The organism is Nisaea sp. (genome assembly GCF_039990255.1).
GTDB lineage: Bacteria > Pseudomonadota > Alphaproteobacteria > Thalassobaculales > Thalassobaculaceae > Nisaea.
In genome coordinates this window covers 338847-360875 of the sequence record NZ_JBDXGG010000018.1, presented here as the reverse complement: position 1 = coordinate 360875, position 22029 = coordinate 338847, and the positions used below count along the sequence as shown (strand labels likewise).

At 57.9% G+C, this 22029-nt stretch carries 21 protein-coding genes and 1 pseudogene; 6 read left to right on the top strand and 16 right to left on the bottom strand.

Annotation, left to right across the window (positions count from 1 at the left end; genetic code table 11):
• Positions 1-11: 11 nt before the first annotated feature.
• From ABJ076_RS11930 to ABJ076_RS11910, 5 genes are all read right to left on the bottom strand, one after another.
• Positions 12-1394, bottom strand: a complete 1383-nt coding sequence (locus ABJ076_RS11930; RefSeq protein WP_348187433.1) for a phosphomannomutase/phosphoglucomutase — start codon at positions 1392-1394, stop codon at positions 12-14.
• A complete protein-coding gene (locus tag ABJ076_RS11925; RefSeq protein WP_348187435.1) occupies positions 1391-2719 on the bottom strand; it encodes a UDP-glucose/GDP-mannose dehydrogenase family protein in 1329 nt (442 codons plus the stop codon). The genes ABJ076_RS11930 and ABJ076_RS11925 overlap by 4 nt, the downstream gene beginning before the upstream one ends.
• Before the next feature lie 15 nt (positions 2720-2734).
• Positions 2735-3604, bottom strand: coding sequence for a UTP--glucose-1-phosphate uridylyltransferase GalU (galU, locus tag ABJ076_RS11920; RefSeq protein ID WP_348187437.1), 870 nt, complete (start codon positions 3602-3604; stop codon positions 2735-2737).
• A gap of 105 nt (positions 3605-3709) precedes the next feature.
• Positions 3710-4435 (bottom strand): DnaJ domain-containing protein, encoded by a 726-nt coding sequence (locus ABJ076_RS11915; RefSeq protein ID WP_348187439.1) that lies wholly within the window; start codon positions 4433-4435, stop codon positions 3710-3712.
• A 25-nt stretch (positions 4436-4460) separates the two neighbouring features.
• Positions 4461-5195: a VWA domain-containing protein gene (locus ABJ076_RS11910; protein WP_348187441.1), complete on the bottom strand. Its 735-nt coding sequence runs from the start codon at positions 5193-5195 to the stop codon at positions 4461-4463.
• A gap of 85 nt (positions 5196-5280) precedes the next feature.
• Between ABJ076_RS11910 and ABJ076_RS11905 the strand changes: the two genes are divergently transcribed.
• The gene (locus ABJ076_RS11905) at positions 5281-5766 is read left to right on the top strand and encodes a GNAT family N-acetyltransferase (RefSeq protein WP_348187443.1); all 486 of its coding nucleotides are present in this window, start codon (positions 5281-5283) and stop codon (positions 5764-5766) included.
• Positions 5767-5779: 13 nt separating this feature from the next.
• Here ABJ076_RS11905 and ABJ076_RS11900 read toward each other — a convergent pair whose 3' ends face one another.
• Together ABJ076_RS11900 and ABJ076_RS11895 are read right to left on the bottom strand one after the other, a co-directional pair.
• Positions 5780-6184: a VOC family protein gene (locus tag ABJ076_RS11900; protein WP_348187445.1), complete on the bottom strand. Its 405-nt coding sequence runs from the start codon at positions 6182-6184 to the stop codon at positions 5780-5782.
• Positions 6185-6245: 61 nt separating this feature from the next.
• Positions 6246-7187, bottom strand: coding sequence for a division plane positioning ATPase MipZ (locus tag ABJ076_RS11895; RefSeq protein WP_348187447.1), 942 nt, complete (start codon positions 7185-7187; stop codon positions 6246-6248).
• Between the two features lie 448 nt (positions 7188-7635).
• Between ABJ076_RS11895 and ABJ076_RS11890 the strand changes: the two genes are divergently transcribed.
• A complete protein-coding gene (locus ABJ076_RS11890) occupies positions 7636-7845 on the top strand; it encodes a hypothetical protein (RefSeq protein WP_348187449.1) in 210 nt (69 codons plus the stop codon).
• A gap of 118 nt (positions 7846-7963) precedes the next feature.
• Here the strand turns inward: ABJ076_RS11890 and ABJ076_RS11885 are convergent, their stop codons facing one another.
• Genes ABJ076_RS11885 through ABJ076_RS11875 form a run of 3 tightly spaced genes read right to left on the bottom strand, consistent with a single transcriptional unit; the run spans position 7964 to position 12367 of the window.
• A complete protein-coding gene (locus ABJ076_RS11885) occupies positions 7964-9181 on the bottom strand; it encodes a hypothetical protein (protein ID WP_348187451.1) in 1218 nt (405 codons plus the stop codon).
• Positions 9178-9990 carry an outer membrane lipoprotein-sorting protein gene (locus ABJ076_RS11880; protein ID WP_348187453.1) on the bottom strand — a complete coding sequence of 271 codons (813 nt, stop codon included), beginning with the start codon at positions 9988-9990 and terminating at the stop codon, positions 9178-9180. The genes ABJ076_RS11885 and ABJ076_RS11880 overlap by 4 nt, the downstream gene beginning before the upstream one ends.
• A gap of 4 nt (positions 9991-9994) precedes the next feature.
• Positions 9995-12367 (bottom strand): MMPL family transporter, encoded by a 2373-nt coding sequence (locus tag ABJ076_RS11875; protein ID WP_348187455.1) that lies wholly within the window; start codon positions 12365-12367, stop codon positions 9995-9997.
• Between the two features lie 117 nt (positions 12368-12484).
• Between ABJ076_RS11875 and ABJ076_RS11870 the strand changes: the two genes are divergently transcribed.
• Entirely contained in the window at positions 12485-13117 is a 633-nt protein-coding gene (locus tag ABJ076_RS11870; RefSeq protein ID WP_348187457.1) for a TetR/AcrR family transcriptional regulator, read from the top strand.
• A gap of 28 nt (positions 13118-13145) precedes the next feature.
• Here the strand turns inward: ABJ076_RS11870 and ABJ076_RS11865 are convergent, their stop codons facing one another.
• Complete coding sequence (locus tag ABJ076_RS11865; protein WP_348187459.1) at positions 13146-14051, bottom strand: allantoinase PuuE; 906 nt, start codon at positions 14049-14051, stop codon at positions 13146-13148.
• 140 nt (positions 14052-14191) lie between these two features.
• On the opposite strand from ABJ076_RS11865, the gene ABJ076_RS11860 reads away from it, so the two are divergent.
• Positions 14192-15184, top strand: coding sequence for an NAD(P)-dependent oxidoreductase (locus ABJ076_RS11860; RefSeq protein ID WP_348187461.1), 993 nt, complete (start codon positions 14192-14194; stop codon positions 15182-15184).
• A 26-nt stretch (positions 15185-15210) separates the two neighbouring features.
• Here the strand turns inward: ABJ076_RS11860 and ABJ076_RS11855 are convergent, their stop codons facing one another.
• From ABJ076_RS11855 to ABJ076_RS11845, 3 genes are all read right to left on the bottom strand, one after another.
• A complete protein-coding gene (locus ABJ076_RS11855) occupies positions 15211-16110 on the bottom strand; it encodes an HNH endonuclease (protein ID WP_348198354.1) in 900 nt (299 codons plus the stop codon).
• 46 nt (positions 16111-16156) lie between these two features.
• Positions 16157-17389 (bottom strand): aminotransferase class I/II-fold pyridoxal phosphate-dependent enzyme, encoded by a 1233-nt coding sequence (locus ABJ076_RS11850; RefSeq protein ID WP_348187465.1) that lies wholly within the window; start codon positions 17387-17389, stop codon positions 16157-16159.
• 114 nt (positions 17390-17503) lie between these two features.
• The gene (locus ABJ076_RS11845) at positions 17504-18247 is read right to left on the bottom strand and encodes a transporter substrate-binding domain-containing protein (protein ID WP_348187467.1); all 744 of its coding nucleotides are present in this window, start codon (positions 18245-18247) and stop codon (positions 17504-17506) included.
• A gap of 242 nt (positions 18248-18489) precedes the next feature.
• Between ABJ076_RS11845 and ABJ076_RS11840 the strand changes: the two are divergent.
• Positions 18490-18679: pseudogene (locus ABJ076_RS11840) on the top strand (helix-turn-helix transcriptional regulator).
• A 70-nt stretch (positions 18680-18749) separates the two neighbouring features.
• On the opposite strand, the gene ABJ076_RS11835 reads toward ABJ076_RS11840, so the two are convergent.
• Positions 18750-20228 (bottom strand): MFS transporter, encoded by a 1479-nt coding sequence (locus ABJ076_RS11835; protein ID WP_348187469.1) that lies wholly within the window; start codon positions 20226-20228, stop codon positions 18750-18752.
• Between the two features lie 145 nt (positions 20229-20373).
• Between ABJ076_RS11835 and ABJ076_RS11830 the strand changes: the two genes are divergently transcribed.
• Complete coding sequence (locus ABJ076_RS11830; RefSeq protein WP_348187471.1) at positions 20374-21279, top strand: LysR family transcriptional regulator; 906 nt, start codon at positions 20374-20376, stop codon at positions 21277-21279.
• 98 nt (positions 21280-21377) lie between these two features.
• Here ABJ076_RS11830 and ABJ076_RS11825 read toward each other — a convergent pair whose 3' ends face one another.
• Positions 21378-21899 carry a CIA30 family protein gene (locus tag ABJ076_RS11825; RefSeq protein ID WP_348187473.1) on the bottom strand — a complete coding sequence of 174 codons (522 nt, stop codon included), beginning with the start codon at positions 21897-21899 and terminating at the stop codon, positions 21378-21380.
• Between the last annotated feature and the right edge of the window lie 130 nt (positions 21900-22029).

Sequence of the window (22029 nt, the reverse complement as noted above, 5' to 3'; positions counted from 1 at the left end):
GCGCCCGTCTCTCAGATATCCGGCAGGGTCTCACCTACGGCCGTCAGTGCATCCCTGAGCTGGCCCTTCAGCCGGTCCAGCCCAGCCTCGGTCTGCGACTCGCAACGCGCCACAAGCACGTCCTGTGTGTTGGAGGCGCGCAGCAACCACCAGCCGTCCGGGGTGTTGACCCGGACGCCGTCCGCGTCCGACACCTCGATGCCGGTCTGGTCAGAGAGCCAGTCCTTGACCTCGGTCACAACATCAAACTTGCGTGTGTCGTCGCACTGGAAGCGCATCTCCGGTGTGTTCATGACCTGCGGCAGCGCATCCCGGATCGCAGACAGCGGCTCGTCCCGGTGGCTCAGCCCCTCGACCAGCCTGACCGCCGCGTATAGCGCGTCGTCGAAGCCGTAATAGCGATCCTTGAAGAAGATGTGCCCGCTCATCTCACCGGCGAGCGGTGCACCTGTTTCCGCCATCTTGGTCTTGATCAGGGAATGACCTGTCCGCCACATCAGTGGCTTGCCGCCAAATTCCGCGATCTTGTCGAACAGCACCTGGCTTGCCTTCACATCGGCGATAACGGTGGCACCCGGGTTTTCTTTCAGCACATCCTCGGCCAGCACTGTCAGCAGTTGATCACCCCAGAGCACCCGGCCCTTGTCATCAATGACACCGATACGATCGCCATCGCCATCGAAAGCAATCCCGAGATCGGCACCGCGCTCCTGCACCATGGCAATGAGATCCTCAAGGTTCTCGGGCACAGTCGGATCGGGATGGTGATTCGGAAAGGTTCCGTCGACTTCGGGGAACAACACCTTGTGGTTCGAGGGCAGCCGCATGCAGACCTGGTTTACTGATGGGCCCGCAGCACCGTTTCCGCAATCCCAGACGATCTTCAACTGGCGACCTAGGCTGACGTCCCGCAGCAGGCGGTCGACATAGCTGTCAAGAATATCGGCATCCTCGACCGAGCCTAAACCACTCTCAAAATCGTCTTCCGCCGCGATCCGGCCAAGATCCTGAATATCGGCACCGAAGAACGGCCCTTTGCCCAGCATCATCTTGAAACCGTTATGGTTCGGCGGATTGTGCGAGCCGGTGATCATGATCCCGCCATCGGTCTCGAGTGCATAGACCGAATAATAAAGCATCGGTGTGGCAACGCCGCCAAGACGGGTGACGGCGATCCCGGCGGCCATCAGCCCCTCGACCACCGCCGCTTCCATGTCGGGCGAGCTGATCCGTCCGTCGCGTCCGACAGACACCTTTGTGCCGCCATTGCGGATGACCCGCGTTCCGAACGCCCGGCCGAGAGCCCGGGCATCGTCGGTACTCAGCGTTTCGCCGACAACACCGCGAACATCATATTCCCGAAGGATCGTCGGTAGGAACTGGTGTGCACTCATGCCTGAACCTTCGCGTCAATTGTGCTGCGGCCTACGCAGACATAGGTAAATCCGGCATCGGCCATCTCGTCCGGGTTATAGACGTTACGCAGATCGACCATCAGGGGCTCCTTCAGCAACCCCTTGACGCGCTTCAGGTCAAGCGCCCGGAACTCGTTCCACTCGGTGATGAGCACAACGACGTCGGCCCCTTCAATCGGTGCATATGCATTGTCATACATCTCGACACCCGGGAGCATCTCCCGCGCTTCCTTCATGCCTTCCGGATCATAAGCCTTCACCGTTGCACCGGCCGCCTGCAGGGCGGGGACAATGTCGAGGCTGGGGCTATCCCGCATATCATCTGTATTCGGCTTGAAAGTAAGGCCGAGGACAGCAATGGTCTTGCCGGAGACCGAACCACCACAGGCTCGAATGACCTTGTCCGCCATCTGCTTCTTGCGCTTATCGTTGATATCGACCACCGTCTCGACGATCCGCAACGGCGCCTCGTAATCCTGTGCGGTCTTCACCAGCGCCAGCGTGTCTTTCGGGAAGCAAGAACCACCATAACCGGGACCAGGATGCAGGAACTTGCGGCCGATCCGGCCATCGAGGCCGATACCCCGCGATACGTCATGCACATCTGCGCCAACCTTCTCACACAGATCCGCGATTTCATTGATGAAGGTGATCTTGGTCGCGAGGAACGTGTTCGCCGCGTATTTGATCAACTCACTGGTCTGCAGAGAGGTGAAGACGATCGGCGTCTCAATCAGATAAAGCGGCCGGTAGATTGCCCGCATCGCTTCCTGGGCGCGCTCGCTTTCCGAGCCAATCACCACCCGGTCGGGACGCATGAAGTCCGCGATCGCGGCCCCCTCGCGCAGAAATTCCGGGTTCGAACAGACATCGAAATCCACGTCCGGCCGTGCTTCACGAATGATACGCTCGACCTCGCGGCCAGTTCCGACAGGGACCGTCGATTTGGTGACGACGACAGTATAACCTTCCATCGCATCGGCGATCTCTTTTGCCGCGCCGTAGACGTATGACAGATCCGCGTGCCCGTCACCGCGCCGCGTCGGCGTGCCAACAGCGATGAACACCGCGTCCGCATCCCTGACCGCTGAGGTTAGGTCGGTCGTGAAAGTAAGCCGCCCTGCACGCACGTTATTCGCGACCAGGTCGTCCAGGCCCGGCTCGAAGATCGGTATTTCCCCGCGATCAAGACGTGAGATCTTCACCTCGTCCTTATCGACGCAAACGACGTCGTTACCGAATTCCGAAAAGCAGGCTCCGGATACCAGGCCGACATAGCCGGTACCGATCATGGCAATACGCATGAAGTCGCTCCGTGATCAGGCGTAATTCTTCAAAAAGCTCCGGACGGCATCTGCCATGTCCGGACGGTCGAGAGCATAGGCTATATTCGCCTCGAGAAAGCCGGACTTTGTGCCGCAGTCAAAACGATGCCCTTCAAACAAGTAACCGTTGAAAGGCTGAAGGCCGAGCTGGCGGGCCATGGCATCCGTAAGCTGGATTTCGCCGCCGGCGCCTTTTTCAAAACGCGCCAGGTCCTCAAAGACCTTGGGCTGCAGAATATAGCGGCCGATGATCGCATAGTTCGACGGCGCCTCTTCCGGTTTCGGCTTTTCCACCAGGCCACGCACTTCTATGAGCCGGTCCCTCACCTCACCCGGCGTGATGACGCCGTAGGATTGGGTTTCCTCGCGTTCGACTTCCATGGCCGCAACCATGTTTCCGCCGACCTTGTTATAGGCGTCGACCATCTGCTTCAGGCAGCCCTGGCCGTTCAGGATCAGATCATCCGCCAGCAGAACCGCAACAGGCTCCATGCCGACAAAATTCCGCGCGCACCAGACCGCATGACCCAGGCCAAGCGGTTCCTGCTGACGGGTATAGGAAAACTGACCGGCGGCCGGGATCGTCGCCTCGACCACCTTCAACGCGTCTTTCTTGCTCCGCTCGTTGAGCATGGATTGCAACTCAAACGCGTGATCAAAATGATCCTCTATCGCGGTCTTGCCGCGGCCGGTGACGAAGATGAACTCCTCAATCCCGGCGGCACGCGCTTCTTCAACGGCATACTGAATGAGCGGTTTGTCGACAACCGGAAGCATTTCTTTCGGCATTGACTTGGTTGCCGGCAGGAAACGCGTGCCAAGCCCCCCGACCGGAAATATCGCCTTCCGCACTGGTACTGGCATATCTGAACTTCTAATCGTTGATAGGGTCCACTGCCCAGCCATCACGGTTAGCAGGGCACTCCGTTATTGGCACAGAAGCAGCGAAAACAGCAAGGATCGCTTGGATCACGAACCAAGCAGAACGTCTTTTGCCTCATTAATCTGGGCCGCGAGATAATCTGATCCTCCCCGATCAGGGTGATTAGCCATCATCAGCCGACGGTGCGCTTCTCGAATCGCAGCCTCGTCAGCGCCATTTTCGAGCCCCAGTATTTCGAGCGCCTGCTCTTTCGACATCGCGCCTGAGCCAGACGAAGCACGGCCATCACCAGCACTCGTATTCGCACCCGCTCGCTCCTGCCAATCCCGCCCATGAGCCGCATCCAGGTAACTTTCCAGAATAGCGACGGACTGGGGATCGTTCTTCGAGCAGTCGGCCAGCAATTCCAGCACGTCATCGAAGGACAGGGCGGAGAGCTGCATTCCCGCAAAACGGCCGCGCAATACCTCGCCTTCGATGGCTCCACTGTCATGATCCAGGCTGACAGAAAGCGTCTCCGTGCGCACCGCGCTGCTCTGGCCGGGGGCTGGGCCTCGTGCCATTTTGACAGTGTTCCGGAAGCGGCGAAAAAGAGCGCCGGCCCGCATAAGAAATGGCAATACCACAAGCCCGGCATACATCAGCCAGTCGAACCTCCGGAAGAAAATCAGCGCGATGACCAGGACAGCGAGCAAACCAAGCCCGATCCATTTCGCGGTGACGCGAATCTTTGCCGGATCAGCATTTACAAACCAGTAGCCGATCATACCGAGGCCGACCAGAAGGCTGGCGCCGAGTATCAGAAACTGCACTGGACTACACTCCCGCCGATCACTGTCATTTGCCGAAGCGATGGGTCAGCTGCAATGCCGCACCGCCCCGCCGTGCCGAAAAGTCCTGTAGGGCCCTCCTGCCGCCCGCGGCATAAACCGCAACCGCCGCCAACAAGTCCCGGAGCTGCTGCGCGCTGTTGCCGTCAAACGGGCAGCAGGCGCCCTTGGTCAGCCGTGCGATCTGTTCGAAAGTGCGCCGAGCCATAGGGTCGCCACCTTCATGAAAGATGAAAACCGGGACACCCAGAACGCCCAACTCGCCAGCCTGATGACACACTGCGTCGATATCCTCTTCGAAGGCATCGCCAACAAACACTACCGCCTGAATTCTCTCCTGACGGGTCTCGGAGATGACATGGCTGAGCAAGCGTCCAATCTGAGTCTGCCCACCAAGGCAGAACACGCCGGTCATCACACGCAACAGTTTCTGAGTGTCTGTCAGCCAATCGCTGGATTTGAATTCACCGAAACCGCGATAGTAGGCAAGCTGGACCGAGAGACCGCCAAGGGTCGCAGTTTCCGAAAACATCTCTCCCTGAATTTGGCAGGCCCGGTCCCAGGAGGACTCCCGGCTGGCAGTGGCATCCATACCGAACAGCAGACGCCCCGGACGACCAGCCGGAACTGCGGCAGGTGCGCTTCGCACCTGACGCACAAAGGCATCTATGTCGGACTGGGACGAAACCGGTCCTGAAGCCGTCTTATTGACTATCCACCCGCTCTTTTTTTGCGTGGCCATCTTCGCCGCTTCACTTTCATCATAGCTTTAGCATTATGTTGCATCGCAGCCTGAGATTTCCAACCCACATCACAAGGAGATCATAATGGAATTCAGCGTCAGGGGATTGCTGGAGAAGGATGCAGAGCGCGTGGCGCAGATGGCCGCCGCCTTGTCCGCCCACGAAGGCATGCCACCGCCTCCCTTCGGAGCCGACGACGTGATCCGTTACGGGTTCGGCGACCAGAAAAGGTTCGACGGGATTGTAGCGGAGCAGGAGTCGGAGCTGATCGGCTACACAATCTTTATCAACAGCTTCAATATCGGCCTCGGCACACCGGGCGTTCACATGCTCGATCTCTATGTCGAACATCGGGTCCGTGGCACCGGAGCCGGGCGTGCTCTGATCGGCGCCGTGGCAGCAGAGACCATAGCACGCGGTGGGTCCTGGGTCGTCTGGCAGTCCCTGCCTACCAACTCGGTTGCCATTGAATTCTACAATCATATTGGAAGCCGACAGTATCAGGCGGCTGACTTCGAGCTAAGTGGATTGGCACTGAACGAGATGGCCACCGAGTCAAGCTGGCGCTGAGCGGAATGACCGCCTAAGCGGTTCCCGGCCAGACCAGTTCAAGGCGAATGCCGCCCGGCTCGCGGAACATCATGTGCTTCCTTGGTCCCGTCCCCATGAATTCCGGCATGAATTCGATCTCCACACCTGGCCAGTCCCTCACTCGCCCGGCAATTTCATAGAGTGCATCCTCATCGGGGACCTCCATTGCAAGGTGGTGCAAGCCAATATTCGCTCGTCGGTCGAAATCGATCACGTTCTGCGAATGGTCGACCTGCCAAAGCGTTAAGCGCAAGTTTCCATCAGTGACAGCGTTGCGAGGATAACTCTCGTCACGAGACAGCTCTTTCCAGCCAAGTACATCGACAAAAAACCGGGTGGTCTCGTTCAGATCACGGACAGACAGGCCAAGATGGTTCAGTCCGGCAGTCACACTCACGGCATATCCCATTCTCACGGCAATTGCGGGGCATAAAGTCCAGGGAAACAAGCAGTGGACCTTACTCTTCCAGTTCCTCGTCCCCCATCAGTGATGGCGTCTCAATGGCCTCGTCAGGAGGTTCACTCGAATGCGGCGTCGGTATTCGGTTCGGCAGCTGCAACGAATTCAGGAGGCCACGGACCTCCTGTCGGGCGGCGACGTGAGAAAGCTGCGGTTTGCCGCTGTCGCCGATCTCGAAGACATCGAGCATTGTAAGGCCGCGCAGGAACAATTCACGGAAGATAACCCGCTCACTGAAACCGGGCGCCACCCGAAAGCCAATCCGCTTTGCAAGCAGACCAACCACGCGCTCCATCTCCTGCTTGTTGCGAGCAGCAAGACTGGAGAGGCGGTTGCGCATCACAATCCAGTCAAGCGTACCGCCATCTCGAGCCGCTTTCTGCTTGCGGGCTTCCCAGACCATTTCGGAATAGACACTGGGCTTGATGATCTCGCCGGTCCGGCCATCGACATTGGCCAGCATGTCCAGATCGACGAAGCTGTCATTTAGCGGCGTGACGAGTTTGTCCGCATAGCCGGTCGCAAGACGGCCGACATAAGTGTCTGTGCCCGGACAATCAACCACCACAAAGTCTGATTCTGAACGGAGCTTCGTCAGGACCGCCTCGAACCGCTGCTTGTCCTCTGCCTCTGCTTCCTTGCGGTTCGGCTTGTCGCTGCGGGAAAGGAACACATGCACGGGCATAGGCATTGAAATGCCATCGTTCTTCATCGTCGCCGCGCGGTTAGAAAGATACCGCGTCAGCGTCCATTGCCGCATATCAAGATCGATGGAGCCGACTTTAAAGCCAAGCCGGAGTAAGGCGACGGTCACATGCATCGCGCCTGTTGATTTACCGGAACCGCCTTTCTCGTTGCCAAGCACGATAACTGTTGCCGGATCGTCAGGGCCGAGCGGCGCTGGCGCCGGAGCGCCGGTATCCGGAGAATGGTCGGTCAAGTCATCACCTCACGAACAAATGCCTTCGGTTCTTATCTCCGCGCCCCAGCGGCGTAAAGAGAGAAGCCGCATCAATGGGTACGTCAACGCGCACGATCCACTGTTGTGAAGGCCAAATGCGCACAGGAGTCGGCTTTCTGGATAAACGCACGGCTATTGGCGACGATCGAACATCAAACAAAGGACGGCCGCAAGAAAGGCATCTTACAACACGTCACCATTTCGTATGCAGAAAGCGCCTTTTCGGACTAAAAATCATATTTCTTCACTTAAATAGTGGATTAATGCATCGATCCGACCAGTTTTTGAAAAATTCACCCAGAGCAATCGGTTAGCTTACCAATAAGCGAAAATTTTCTTTTTTTCGAATATTTTTAGGCAAGCTGGCACTTCACCTATCGCCCGCTTTTCCGTCAACTGGGCATACCATTTGGCGCGGGAGGTCGCGATGAACCTGACTATGGAACACCGAACCGCTCGGTACACTGGCGATATTTATGAGCTTTTGTTTAACCGAGTTGGCACGATCAGCAAGGCGAACGGGCATGACGACCCGCGCTCTCCGGAAGTAGGCCTCTGGGTCTTCTTGCCGAAGGAAGCCGATTATGAGCCCGTGTTGATCCGAAGGCGTGACTGGGAAGAGGCTATGCAGCATTAATCCCGATTATATCAGGTTCGAACAGATGGAGTCGCTTTTGCGCGTCACCGACCACATCATTCTTGTCGCAGTGAAACCGGCGCCATAGCCGGACCGAACTGTATTCGCCGATCACACCTCAGAAATATCGGATCAGCGTCAGACTGACGAAATCGTCACGCTCCAGCACCTTCAGGGCATTCTCCCGGTCGGCATTGAGGAAGAAACGGGCAACCGCCTCCACCTTCCAGGCGTCCCCGATCCGGCGCTCCGCCTCCAGGGACAGCAAGGTCGAGCCATCCTCGTTATCGACCACAGCACCGGCGAGGATCGAGATGTCGTCCACATCGTTGAAGGTCAGCCGCGTGCCGACGAAGGTATCGTTATTGGCAAGTGTGCCCGGCGCGCTGCCATCTTCGTCCCGGCCGTCATACTGATATTCGGCGAGAAACCCGAGGTCCATGTCAGTCCCGCGAATGCCGAAGAGCGTGTATTCAATCCCAGCGACCGCAGCAGGAAAATAGTCTCCGTGACCGCCCCTGCCTATGGCCTCCAGCTTCCAGAGCCAAGCATCGGTAGTGTATTGCAGATCCAACCCGGTTTGGTCGATCTTATCGTAATACGGGGTGAGGTTGGTTGGGTTGGCCGGGTCGAGTGCAAGCAGGCGCGGCTCCCGGCTGGTGCCATGAAAATGCGACAGCCCAACGTCGAAATCACCGATCACATGGGACCAACGGACGGCAAGATCCGGATGGAATTCTTCCGAGTCCGCGTCAAACTGCGCATCGCCATCGACACGTGCACCACCGCTCAGCCGCGCATCCGCATCGGGAAACGTACGTTCCCGGAAGTAAGGCATGACAAAAAAGCTGAACGTGCCCAGATCGCTCGGCACCGCGAGTTGGACCATCGGCTGGCCGAGCTTGTCTTCACCGTCTACGTCCTCAACCCCGTCGCTCTGGTTGACAATGTCCACCAGATGCCGGGATTCGGTCACCCCCCAGAACACCTTGTCAGCACCAACCACCAGATCGTAGCCGTCACCGAAATGCAACCAGTTGGCCTCCCGGAGATCGACATGGGTCCGGCTGTCATCGTCCTGATCCACACGGGCATAGGGCACCAGTGTGAAACGGTCGTCTCCCCCGTTCCAGTCCGCTGTGATTTCCGGTTCCAGGTAGAAAGATGGACTGGCAGCCCGGTCTTGCTGCGACCCGAAGGCGGGATCGCCCGGAAACACCCGGAGCTCCATGCCGAGTTCCAGACTGGTTTCGATGTTCGGCTCTTCCGCCAGTGCGGGTAGAGCTCCGGCGGCGAGGCAGAGCCCCGCCGCCGCGAAACGAGCGCTCCTGATCATCTTACGCGCTTCAGCCGGTTCTTTTCGAAGTCACTCTCCGAGAGTCCCACTTTAAAACTGTAATCCTCGAAGGTCAGGGTTGTGGACTTGCCGGTCTGGTGATTGATCATGTCCATCCGGTGTGTTCGCCAGTACTGACTCTGATATTGCTTGTAATCCAGTATCAGCAGGGTTTTCAGCAACGCGTCCTTACGGTCGTAGAACTCGGTCTTGCGTGGCTGATAGTCTTGCTTGTCCACCCATGAGATCTGCTTGGTATAGCCGGAATGCTCGTAGAGAGGGGTCCTCTCGACGACGAAGCACTCCAGGGTCGGCGCTGCCTCGCCACAATTCTCATCCCGCAACCAAGCGTAGTCATATCGGTCGACTTCCTGGCTCACAAGATCCTCGTAAGCGAACTCTGAGCCGACAAAGGGGCCGGATTTGTTCTTGGACGAAATCCGCTTCACCCGCTTTAGCGCCGGCAGGTAAAGCCATTGATCATCCGGATCCAGAATCTTGGTGTGGGACAAGAAAGCCGTCCCTTCAATATCCCGCGGTTTGTCGAATACCGTGATGCTTTTGTCCCCGACACCTCGCTCCGGCACTTCAAGGGACCGAAGCCGGAGTTCGCGGACACTGCTCTCTCCATCGGCGTTGCGCAGGATCATCGACATTACGACATTGCTGTCGCCCCAGCCGAGATCCCGACGATCAGTTTCCTGGGCTATGGCACGCCCCTTCTCCTGTGGTGTTTCCGCGTAGGCGGATTGCAGCACAGGGCTGATGGCCAGCACCGTCAGGGCCAAAACACGCTTCAGATTTGTCATTTTCTTACTCCGCAGCTTGGGCAAGGGGAGCCTGTCCGGCATCCCGATCTTTACGACGGCCATCGAGCAACAGCAGCATTGCTGGCAACAGGAGGAAGTCGATGATGATGGCCATGACCAGCGTGATCGCGGTCAGCATCCCCATGACCCCGTTGATCTTGAAGGTGGAGAGTGAGAGCACCGCGAACCCGGCGACCAGAATGGCCGTGGTTACCCAGAGCGCCGTGCCAACCGTCGAGAAGGCGTAGCGCACCGCATCTTCCGCATCCTCACCCCGCTCGACCCGGGCACGCCGGTATTTCGAGAGGAAATGCACCGTTGCATCGACGATGATTCCGAGGCTTGTTGCTGCCACGACAGAGGAGGCCATGCCAACCTCGCCGACAACCAGCCCCCAGATCCCGAAGGCCATCGCGGCCGGCACCAAATTCGGGGCCAGCGAGATAGCGCCAAGCTTCGGACTCCGGAGTGCGATGGTCAACGTTGCCGAGATCAAAACAAAGGCGAGGAAAGTCCCTGTCAGCATTCCCTCAATATTGCGCTTGGCAATATAGGCGAACATGACGAAAGGCCCCGACGCTTTGGTTTCCGCAGCACTCGGGAAGTTATCCCGGAGCCAGGCCGAGGCCTCATCGTCCAGAACCTGGAGCTCGTTGGTGGTGACGTTCTCCAGAGTGGCGATCACGCGCACGGCCGATTTGTCGACATTGACCTGATTGTTAAGGTCCAGGCCGAACGGAAGGGACATCTCGAACAGCAACAGATACTGCGCGGCAAGATCCCGCTGGTCAGGCAGCTTGTACCAGTCCGGATCGTCGCCATGCATGTTCTTGTTCAGGCGCTTGAAGATGTCGGTCAGTGTCAGGACATGGACGACTTCTCCGCGTGCCCGAAGGAACTGGCTGAAACCTTCAAGACGACGGAGGTAATCGGGGTCTGAAATACCGCCGCTCCCGGCCGCCGGAATGCTCCACTGGGCCTGATAGATGCCCGAGAGGTTGTCGGTCGCCCAGTCCGTATCGTTCCGGAACTCGATACTCTTGTCGAAATACTTCACGAATTGATCGTTCAACTCGATCTTCGGGATGAATGCGACGAGCCCTACAACAAGCGCAAGCGTGCCGACCATGATCGGACCCCGGCGCCGGATGACAAAATCCGCCAGCCGCTCCATGGCCGCGCTCTCATGTTCCTCCCTCTGCTTCACACGCACCGGGAGCACGACCATCAGGGCCGGCAGGAAAGCGATGGAGAAGAACCAGGCCGCCCCCACGCCCATCGCCGTGATGTTGCCAAGATCGCGGAACGGCGGCGCGTCCGAGAAATTCAGCGACAGGAAACCGATTATGGTGGTCAGGCTGGTTAGGAAAACCGGCTGGAAATTGACCCGAAGGCTTTCCACCAGTGCGTCACGTTTGGGCACACCACGCCGCATGCTATGGAACATACTGATCAGCACATGTATCGAATCCGCAATGGCCAGGGTCAGAATAATGGTCGGCGCCATAACTGAAGGCGGAGTCAGCGGAATAGCAAACCAGCCAGCCAGCCCCATCGCCGTCATTGCGGAGAATGCGATCACCAGCAATGTTGCGAATGTTCCCGAGATCGAGCGCAAGAGGACGGCCATCACAAGCAGCAGAATCCCATACATCAGCGGGATCAGGGTTTGCATATCGCCCTGTGCGGAAACCGAGAAACTGTTGTTGAGGGCCACCGACCCGGTGATCGCCAGGGTGATATCCGGATTATCGGCCCGGAACTCAGCGACAAGTCCATCGACATAAGCCATCGCCTCCGGCACTTCCGTCAGGGCCTTCTGCGGCAGAGTGATGGTGATGTTGACCATCGTTGTGCGGGCGTCCGGTGCTATAATCCGGGCCAGCAGCAACGGCTCGCTCATCGCTGCGGTACGAATGCGGTTCAAGTCGGCGACATCGAGAGGACTGTCTGCCGGCACCAGATCATCGACGATCAGATCGTCCTGCTCCGCCGTGCTGTTCTGAAAATTGGAGAGACTGTCGACCCGGGTTGCAAACGGGACTTGCCAGGATTTCTCCGTCAGATCCCGGATTGCGGCCAGCATGTCTGGCTGGAACACATCACCATTGTCCGGCTGCAGCACCAGAGAAATATTGTCTTCTTTGTTAAACACCCGCTGCAGCGATTCAAACGCCTGAAGCTGCGGATTTTCCTTACTGAAGAAGACACGGTAGTCAGTAGAAAAGGACAGGAATTGGCCGCCGAAACCTGTTCCAAGCGTTATCAAAATTGAAGCGGCAATAACCGCCCAGCGCCAGCGAATGACCCATTGGGCATATTTCGTAACCCAACCGGCCTTCCGGATAGCGGAATTCCCCAAACCTTCGTCCGACATCAGCCCCTCCGGCATATAAGAGAATGTGCTATTGTTTTCATGAGAGTGACAAACAAAATACACTACACGGTGTAGTGTCTGTAAACTAATTAGTGTACCGAACGACTTCAAGGACCCATGACCCAGATTGATAAAAATTTTCCGGATGATGGTCCGGTGACCGAGAAACAGCGACAAATCGTCAATGCTGCTTGCAAGCTGTTCACGGAACAGGGATATGAGATCACATCAATGGACAAGGTGGCGGCGGAAGCGAATGTCTCCAAGCGCACCGTCTACAGCTATTTCGATAGCAAAGAGCACCTGTTCAGCACTGTTATGGGAGGGCTGTGCGTCGGTTTCGGTGAAGAAAACTCAGATGACGTCGACTATTCCGGCACACTTGTCGAAGTACTGACCGAATCCGCCCACATGCTGATGTCCAAGGTGACGGACCCGGACAAACTGCGCTTCATGCGCACTGTGATCCGTGAAGTTGAGCAGTTTCCGCTGATCGGGGAGTCTTTCTGGTGTGCCGGTCCCGGGAAAATGCGCGAAGAGATGGCGGAATACTTCCTGACCATGCAGGAAAAGGGACTTATGAAGAAGGCTGACCCCGTCATCGCTGCCGCTCAGTTCCAAAGCGTCATCGCCGGCCCGTTCCTGATTCAAACCCTGTTCTCTGGTACCTGCGACTGGACCCCGGAACAGGCAACAGCCGCCATCGACGAGGCTGTTGACGGATTCATAAAGGCCTACGCTCCGGACTGATCCCGCACGGAGCGATTTCCGCGGGGATTCAGCGGTATGAATGATGCTCCCGCCAGTGCCGGGCAATATCAAGCCGCCCTGTCACCCAGACATCATCGAAGCCCTTGATATAGTCCAGAAATCTCGCAAGCCCGGCCGCTCGCGCCGGATGACCTATGAGCCGTGTGTGCAAGCCGATAGACATCATCTTTGGCTGGGTCTTTCCCTCCGCATAGAGCATGTCGAACCCGTCTCGGATAAACTCAAAGAATTGTTGGCCGGTATTCAGCCAGCCTCGGGAAAATTTCGAGTCATTGTGGGTCAGGGAGTAGGGCACAACGAGATGTGCATTGCCACCTACCGTCACCCAATAAGGCAACTCGTCATTATAGGCGTCGCTGTCATAGAGAAAGCCCCCCTCTTCCACTAACAGTTCCCGCGTCGCCTCTCCCGGGCCATGTCGGCAGTACCAACCGAGCGGACGTTCCCCCAGGGTTTCCTTGAGAGAGTCCACTGCGCGTCGGATGTGATCCTGCTCCTCGTCACGCTGGAGTTTGAAATGCTCGATCCAGCGCCATCCATGGCAGCAAATATCAAAACCCGAGGACCGGATCGCCGCTGCCAGTTCCGTGTTGCGCTCAACAGCCAGTGCGCAGGTGAAGAATGTCGCGGGCATTTCCCGTTCTTGGAACAGTCGCAGTACGCGCCAGAAGCCGACCCGGCTGCCATATTCAAACATGGATTCGGCGGCAAGATCGCGGCTGCCCGGCATGTTCGGAGAGCCGGGTGATTCCGTCAGGCCGGACTCGGAAAAGCCATCGCCGTCCAGGATCGAATATTCCGACCCCTCCTCGACATTGATGACGAAATTCACCGCCAGCCGCGCGCCATCCGGCCAACGCGGATCCGGTGGATTGGCTCCGTACCCTACAAAATCGCGCGGAATTACCGCCATGCCACATACTCCCCTGATTTCCCCCGGGAGGGAGCCTAACGCGGAGATGCGCAGGGTGCGATGCCTTTGACGCCCCTTGGCAATCGCACCACCTGCATTAGGATCATCTTCAACAACGTGCAGAAGAACTGGAGAGAAACGTGGCGGTCTTAATTCTTGGCGGCGCAGGCTTTGTCGGACTCAACATCGCGGAAGCCTTGCTGGCAAAAGGTGAGAGCGTCGTTGTGTTCGACCGGCGCGCGATCCCTCCAGCCGCGAAACGTGCCTTCGCCACGCACCCGGGCACCGTTGTCGAGGTGATCGGAGACGCTCTCAAGGACGGCGCCATTCTCTCCGCCTTGAAGGACAACAAGGTCGACCGGATGTTCTGCGCCGCCGCGATCACCGCCGGGCCGGAAAGAGACGCAAACGCCCCGCGCTCGATCCTTGAAGTCAATCTGATGGCCTTCACCGCCGCGCTGGAAGCGGCACGGGATGCCGGCCTCAAGCGTGTGATCAATGTCGGCTCCACCGCTGCCTATGGCAGCACGGCCTTCGGCGACAAACCGTTGTCCGAAGACCTCCCGGCCTGGCCCCACAACATGTACTCCACGACGAAATTCGCCTCCGAATGCATCACCCGCCGCCTTGCTGAGCTCTGGGAAATGGACATGTTCAGCGTCCGCCTTTCAGGCGTCTTCGGTCCCTGGGAAGTTGACAGTGGGCTGCGCGACACGCTCAGCCCCCAGATGCAGGCTTCCCTCATTGCGCTCAAAGGCGGCGAGGCAACCCTGCGCTACAGGGACATGCGCGACTGGACCTACAGCCGCGACATTGCAGATGCTCTGGTCCGACTGATCAACAGCGAGAGCCGCCCCTATGACGTCTTCAACATCAGCTGCTCCGATCCGTGGAGCACAGCCGACTGGTGCGAATTGCTGGCAGGCGGTTATCCGGACTTCTCCTGGCGCCTCGCCAAACCGGATGAAGAGCCGACGGTGAATCTGCATGGCGACACAGACCGTCAACTGCTGGTCAGCGCCCGCCTGAAGGAAGCACTCGACTGGTCACCGGACCTGAACCCGGAGCGCAATTTTGCCGATTTCAAGAAATGGGCGGACAGCTATGGAGATTACTGGCTCGGAAAGCCCTGAGGTTTCAATTCAATTGGCACCAGATTTTACAGCTTGAAGCAATTATCCCGGTGCCATTGGAGATATTCAGGGTGCGGTCGGTCGGACGTTCGCAAAGAGGGTAAGGCTCGCCCCGTTTCGTTAATCAATGCCCGAACCGCACCGGGGTCGTTAGCTTGCCGTGAGACGAGCACCTCAAGGTCATCGCCCAAACTGATCAAACCGCGGTCAAACATCCAATGCACCGTGCCAGAGAGTGCGAGACCATTATTGACGATATCTGGCCCGTCGTTTGAAACCGGTCGGATATGAGCAGCCTCAACTTCCGCACGCCCACCTCCATTAATGAGCTTAATTCCACTGATTGCACATCGCTCATCATATGCCTTGAGAACGACATCACGAAAAACCCTGTTCCGAACAACGCGTGAAGAAAGAACAGCGACCCTCTCGCGTTCAATGCCATACAGGAATGGCTCCTGATCCTCGCCAAACCCATCAGCCGGGGCCGGCTGATCAATTCTCGGCAAAACAGGAGCCTCCTCGCCCAATCCCAAATCGACGATCCGGCTGAAATCCTCCGGTGAAAGCGGCCGAACAGCGGATTGAGCGCGGCCAGTCAAATTTCCATCAACGTTTAGCAAACCTTGTTCGACATATTCGCCACCGACCGAAAGCGGAACCGGGTTGGAAAAGGATAAATATGTTCCCGGTTCGATCAGAGCTAGAAACATCTCCGCCGCTGTTGGATCTGGAACGATCTGCGCCACTCTTGCAACGGCATAGTATCCGCGAGTGTCCGAAACTTTGGTCGGTTCATAGTAGACGATCCAGCCGCCAACGCACGCGGCTGCGCGCTTTAGATATTGGCTCGGGAACTGATAGCGCTCAGCGGGACTATCCTCATAAATCGAGTCAGCGCGGTGAATGAATATGCCAAATCCCATGAGGCCTATTGACCGGAATATGCCCGCTGATAACTCAGCACTACCATCAATCCGCAACCTTCTGTAGACACACCATCTTGGCCGTCGTGCAGAACACCTCCATCGCCCGCTCCAACTCGTCCACTGTCGGCATGGTCGGGGCGAGGCGGATGTTGCGGTCGCGCGGGTCGTTGCCGTAGGGGAAACAGGCGCCGGAAGCGGTGAGCTTCACGCCGGCCTCGGCGCAGAGCTTCACGGTTTCTGCGGCGCAACCGTCGGCGAGATCGACACTGACGAAGTAACCGCCCTCGGGTTTGGTCCAGCTGGCCAGATCTGTGCCTTCGAAGGCTGCGGTGAGCGCTTTTTCGACGACAGCGAATTTCGGCGCGATGATCTCGGCATGCTTAACCATGTGTGCCGCGACCCCGGCGGTGTCCTTGAAGAACCGGACGTGGCGCAGCTGGTTGATCTTGTCCGGGCCAATACTGGAAAAAAACATCCGCTCCAACTGGTCGTCGATGTTGGTTTTGGAGGCTGACATAGCGGCCACCCCGCCACCCGCCAGACTGATCTTCGAGGTCGAGACGAAGGTCAGGATACGGTCGCCATTGCCAGCCGCTTCAGCCGCTTTCTGGATGTTTTTTACCGAAGCGATGTCACCGGTCAGATGATGCACCACATAGGCATTGTCCCACATGATCCTGAAATCCGGCGCGGCACATTTCATAGCCGCCAGCCGGTCCACCGTCAGGTCAGAATACACGGCACCGGTCGGGTTTGAGTATTTCGGCACGCACCAGATGCCTTTGATAGAAGCGTCCTCGGCAACCAGCGCCTCGACCGCATCCATATCCGGTCCGTCATCCAGCATTTCGACCGGGATCATCTCAATGCCAAGCCGTTCGCAAATGGCGAAATGCCGATCATAGCCCGGCACCGGGCAAAGAAATTTGACACCCTGCCAAGGACCGTCACCGCCCGGCACACCGAACATGACCGCCCCCAGAAGCGCGTCATACATCATCTGCAGGCTGCCGTTACCGCCCGTGATCACTAAATCCGGCGTTGTTTCCATCAGCTCCGCGAACAGCGCCCGCGCCTCCGGGATGCCCGCGAGGATGCCGTAATTGCGGTAGTCAGTACCGTCTGCACCCTTGCAATCTTCGCTGCTGACGAGATCGAACATAGCCGCTGCCAGATCGAGCTGAGCAGCCGAGGGCTTACCCCGAGTCATATCGATATTCTGGTTGCGGGATTTCAGGTTCCGGTAAGCGGCGGAAAGGGTTTCGAGGTCGGACATGGGCTCGATCCGGTTGGTACTGTTGCGGTGCAGCAGACGCTAACAGAAGGCCGGTTTTAAGACCAGAGCAGGATTGTCCAGACTAATTCAGAAGGCGACCGTGCGCCGACAGTGTCAAGACGCGACCGACAGTCGTCCGCGCTGACCGAACTCGTTTATCAGCCCATCGATCAGGCCGTTCGACTTTGCCTCCGCGACGAAGCGCTTCACAGCCTTGGCAAAAGCAGGATTGCCTGGCCTGACACCAATCGCCTGACGAACGGCCATATATGCACCGCCCATTACGCGAGAACCTGGCAAGGTTGCCGCATTTTCTAACAACGCCGGCCGAAGCCCGGCCAGTGCTTCCAGTTTTTGATCGCGGAACAATTCGAAGGCCGCTGTGAGCCCCGGTGCTCTCTTTAACTCCGCATGCTTCAAGACGCGGCTCAAATAGAGATCATAAGCGGATCTATCGGACACTGCGATCCGCACTCCCGGCTTGTCCACGTCTTCAAGACTCGTCAATTTCGAGCCTGCCGGCACCATATAAGTTGCCTCGATCTCAGCGTAAGCGCCACAGAACTCTATAGTTTCCGCTCGCTTGGGGTCCTCTGCTATGAGGCAGATGTCCCAGTCTTCCTGATCGGCGGCATCCGCAACCGCGCCCGGAGACGGATAGGTCCAGTATGAGACACTGAAGCCGAGATTGCGGGCCAAGGCTGCCGCGATGGCTGGGGAGACCCCGAATGGATTTCCGGTTTCCGTCGCGCCGGTCACCAGAAGCACATTTCCGAGATTGATACCCGCTCTCAGCTTGCCGGGCTCCGCCAGCCCGAAATCCTCGATATCGATCATCTCGATGCACTCCTCATTCACGTCACGCTCGCACGTCACAATATAGTGCTCAATTTATTCGATGGAAACAGCAATGAAATCTCGCATATTCCTTAAATACGAAGGAATTCCAATTACCTAGCTATAAACTTCACCCCGTAGAGCGAAGCCCCTGCCACCAGAATTCCACGATCACGGGCAGCAAAGCCCCCTTCCGCCGAAATATGGCCACTGATGGCCGGGTTCTGGGTCGTCGGCAGCGTGACTGCCCACCGGCGCTATCAATGAAGAACAGTCTGAAAGCATTGCGGGCGGAACGGGGCTGGTCCCAGGCCGATCTCGCCGGGCTGCTTCAAGGTCTCGCGCCACACGGTGAATACCATCAAGAACGGTCGCTACGATCCAAGCCTGCCGCTCGCGTTCTCTATCGCCCGGGTGATGCGGTTGCGGATCGAGGAGATCTTCGAGGAATAAACGGCACATTTATCGAAGCACCGCATCGGAACAGGTCGTTCGGTAGAGCGGCCGTCGATGGCCATAATAGTCATCGGTCGCGTCGTGTAGCGTCGTCCGGGGGGCCAGATCGCCAATCCAGTTTCGACAGCACACGGCTTCCAATCGAGAGAATAATCGCCATTGCGATCAGCCCTGCTGCAGCGATGAAAGCCACCTTCATACCGATGGTCGCGACTTCCGGTCCCGACGCGGAAATGCCTGCTCGCGCAGATGCAAAAGTGAACAAGGCGCCCATAACAGACGCTCCGGTAATGAAGCCGAGATTGCGTGACAGACTCAGCAAGCCGGAAACCACCCCGCGCCGCTCTTGTGGCACCCCCGCCATAACCGATGTATTGTTAGCCGCCTGAAACAGCTGATAGCCGGGAGCCAGCAAAGCGATGGCCGCAATGTAACCGGCGACGCCGCCGATGGGCGGTAGGACGATCAGAGCAACCACCCCGGCGGCCATGACAACTAGACCAATCATGACCGTGGCAGATGCCCCCAACCGGTCCACGACCCGGCCGGCAGGAACACCGCAAAGAACTGAAACACCCGGACCAACCGACATCACGGCGCCGACCATCATCTCTTCAAGGCCGAGTCCTCGGGACAGATAGAACGGGCCGACAATCAGCGTCGCCATCATCACGGTCGAGACCAAAGCGGTCATCATCAGGCCAGCGCTCAGCTCGACGTCACGAAACGCCGCCAATCGGATGAGCGGCGCGGACGCCCGCGCCTCCACGAGGAGAAAGAGACCACCGCAAATGAGCGACATCAGGATCAGGATTGGCCTCACACGATCGAAATCCTCCCCACCTGCCGTCAATGCGAGCGCATAGGCCGCCAGTGTCAGCCCGAGAAACAGGGTACCCCAGAGATCGAATGCTTTTCGTTTTGCCGCCTCCCGCGAGGCATCCTCCGGCAAATAGCGGCGTACCAGCAAAAAAGCCAAAATTCCCAGCGGCACCATCACAAGGAAAATACCCCGCCAGCCTGGGCCCGCGATCAGAAGCCCGCCAAGAGAGGGACCAAGTGCCGTGCCGATGGCAGACATGCTGCCCAGCAGTCCCATGGCACTTCCGGTCCTCTCTTCTGGAACCGCGTCGCGCACCAGTGCGACTGTCAGAGCCATCAAAACAGCTCCCCCAAGTCCCTGTAACGCCCGGGCAGCGATCAGCACCGGCAATGTCGGCGCGACAGAGCACAGAATCGACGCTGCGGTGAACAACATGATGCCGCCAAGGAGCACCCGTTTATGCCCGAGTAAATCCCCGAGCCGCCCCGCATTGACGATCACAATAGTAATCGTGAGCAAGTAGGAGAGAACCACCCACTGCACCTGGCCGAACGAAGCGCTAAAAACCTCTATCAAAGTCGGCAGGGCCACATTCGCGCTGCTGACCCCGAGAAAAGGCAGCAGCATTGACAAAGCGAGGCCCAATAGCGCCCATCGGCTCGCTGTCTCCTGGACACCGCCTTCGGGAACCGCTCCATCCTTATCCGCAATGATTGATTTCAACACACACTCCATTTTCCCGCTGCTCCGAACCTGGAGCCATTCGGAGACTAGGAGCCCACCAAACAATGCAGAAGATGCAGCATTTGCATTCAATCACTGCACATAACGCCATGCCAAATAGATGCGTCGATGCTATCCTCTTCTCATGCAAACACCCGATCTCAATCTGCTTCTCACCCTTGATGTCCTTCTTACCGAAGGCAGCGTGGCCAAGGCGGCGGAGCGCCTGCAACTCAGCCCGTCGGCAATGAGCCGGGCCTTGGCCCGGCTGCGCGAAAGCATGAACGATCCCGTACTGGTCCGGGCCGGGCGCGGCTTGGTGCCGACTCCCCGGGCGCTTGCCCTGCAACAGAAAGTCAGCCAACTGGTTCTGGATGCCAAAACGGTTCTGCAGCCCGCCGATATGCCGGACCTTGAAACCCTGGTGCGGACTTTCACGCTGCGCACCCGGGAAGGTTTCGTGGAGAATTTCGGCCTCGCCCTGATCGATCGGGTGCGGATGGAAGCGCCCGGTATCCAATTGCGTTTCGTTCAGAAAACCGACAAGGACAGCGCCCCACTACGCGACGGAACAGTGGATATGGAAACCGGTGTTCTGGGCAAAACGGCCGGTCCGGAAGTGCGAATGCAGGCCCTGTTTCAGGACCGTTTCATCGGCGTTGTACGTACTGGGCATGAACTAAGCGACGGCGAGATGACCGCCACGCGATACGCGGAAGGCGACCATGTCAATGTCGCCCGGCGCAGCCGCGTCACCGGCCCGGTCGACGAGATACTGGAGCCGCTGGGGCTGGAGCGCCAGATCGTCACCATCGTCAGCAGCTTCGCGACGGCACTCTCCATCGCCCGCTCGTCCGACCTGATCGCCACGGTTCCTGAGCGCTATACTGGTAATCTACGCACTGGCATGCACAGCTTCCCACTGCCGGTGGAACCTCCGTGCTTCACCATCTCCCTGTTCTGGCATCCCCGTATGGATGCTGATCCAGTTCATCGCTGGCTGCGCCGATGTGTGCGCGAGATCTGCACGGAACAGTCTGTCACGACCTAGATCTCGTCGAAGGTGAGCTCATCCTCTCTGACAAGACAAACGCGACTAAAGCGCTGGCCGGTCTCCTTGTTCGTCAAGGTAGTTCCGGAAACGCTATCTCATTCATAGAAGCGCAAATCAGAGACAGCGAGATCTGCCTCGAAAGCACGTCCGATGGCCACAAGTCCGATCCTTCGCAAAGAGGAGCGATCCAGCGGCTCCTCTAGCCGATGCGGCATGAAAGCAGAGAATGGCAAATGAACGGTCAGCCATTCCGGGTGCGCCTTGAAGCTCTGGCGATAGGATTGCCAGGATCGCTTAACGTCGTTTGTCCGCAGGTGCATATTGTAGGTCTCGCCATTGCCGCACACTTCGAGCGCTATCCCCGTCCAACGCGTAACATCTTCGCCCTTGCCCTCGGGTTCGATATCCAGTGCCATCTGAAGAAAGCCGCCATTGTTTTCGAGGCTGACCGCTCCTCTCATCCGAAGCGCACGCCTTCCTGCCACCGTCTCACGGCTCATTTGTCCGCCGGAGACACCGCCCATTACCTGATCGGAAACGAGTTGCCAGTTAGCACCACGAGACGATTGCGGATGAGCATGGGAAAAATCGTCGATAACCGGACTGCCGGTAGCCATGGTGGATATCCTCGGGATGAGTGAAGTGGGCCCTCGCCCACCGAGTAACGCAATGGTATGCGGCGAGCGATGGGCAGTCTGATCGAAAGATAGAAACAGTTAGCACTGCGTCCACATCTGGAAAGGGCTC

Coding starts and splice junctions, on each gene's coding strand:
- ABJ076_RS11890 (WP_348187449.1), top strand. CDS start 7,636: ATGAACCTGACTATGGAACACCGAACCGCTCGGTACACTGGCGATATT.
- ABJ076_RS11880 (WP_348187453.1), bottom strand. CDS start 9,990: ATGACAAATCTGAAGCGTGTTTTGGCCCTGACGGTGCTGGCCATCAGC.
- ABJ076_RS11870 (WP_348187457.1), top strand. CDS start 12,485: ATGACCCAGATTGATAAAAATTTTCCGGATGATGGTCCGGTGACCGAG.
- ABJ076_RS11885 (WP_348187451.1), bottom strand. CDS start 9,181: ATGATCAGGAGCGCTCGTTTCGCGGCGGCGGGGCTCTGCCTCGCCGCC.
- ABJ076_RS11850 (WP_348187465.1), bottom strand. CDS start 17,389: ATGTCCGACCTCGAAACCCTTTCCGCCGCTTACCGGAACCTGAAATCC.
- ABJ076_RS11825 (WP_348187473.1), bottom strand. CDS start 21,899: ATGGCTACCGGCAGTCCGGTTATCGACGATTTTTCCCATGCTCATCCG.
- ABJ076_RS11925 (WP_348187435.1), bottom strand. CDS start 2,719: ATGCGTATTGCCATGATCGGTACCGGCTATGTCGGCCTGGTATCCGGA.
- ABJ076_RS11905 (WP_348187443.1), top strand. CDS start 5,281: ATGGAATTCAGCGTCAGGGGATTGCTGGAGAAGGATGCAGAGCGCGTG.
- ABJ076_RS11830 (WP_348187471.1), top strand. CDS start 20,374: ATGCAAACACCCGATCTCAATCTGCTTCTCACCCTTGATGTCCTTCTT.
- galU (WP_348187437.1), bottom strand. CDS start 3,604: ATGCCAGTACCAGTGCGGAAGGCGATATTTCCGGTCGGGGGGCTTGGC.
- ABJ076_RS11855 (WP_348198354.1), bottom strand. CDS start 16,110: ATGGGATTTGGCATATTCATTCACCGCGCTGACTCGATTTATGAGGAT.
- ABJ076_RS11875 (WP_348187455.1), bottom strand. CDS start 12,367: ATGTCGGACGAAGGTTTGGGGAATTCCGCTATCCGGAAGGCCGGTTGG.
- ABJ076_RS11865 (WP_348187459.1), bottom strand. CDS start 14,051: ATGGCGGTAATTCCGCGCGATTTTGTAGGGTACGGAGCCAATCCACCG.
- ABJ076_RS11910 (WP_348187441.1), bottom strand. CDS start 5,195: ATGGCCACGCAAAAAAAGAGCGGGTGGATAGTCAATAAGACGGCTTCA.
- ABJ076_RS11930 (WP_348187433.1), bottom strand. CDS start 1,394: ATGAGTGCACACCAGTTCCTACCGACGATCCTTCGGGAATATGATGTT.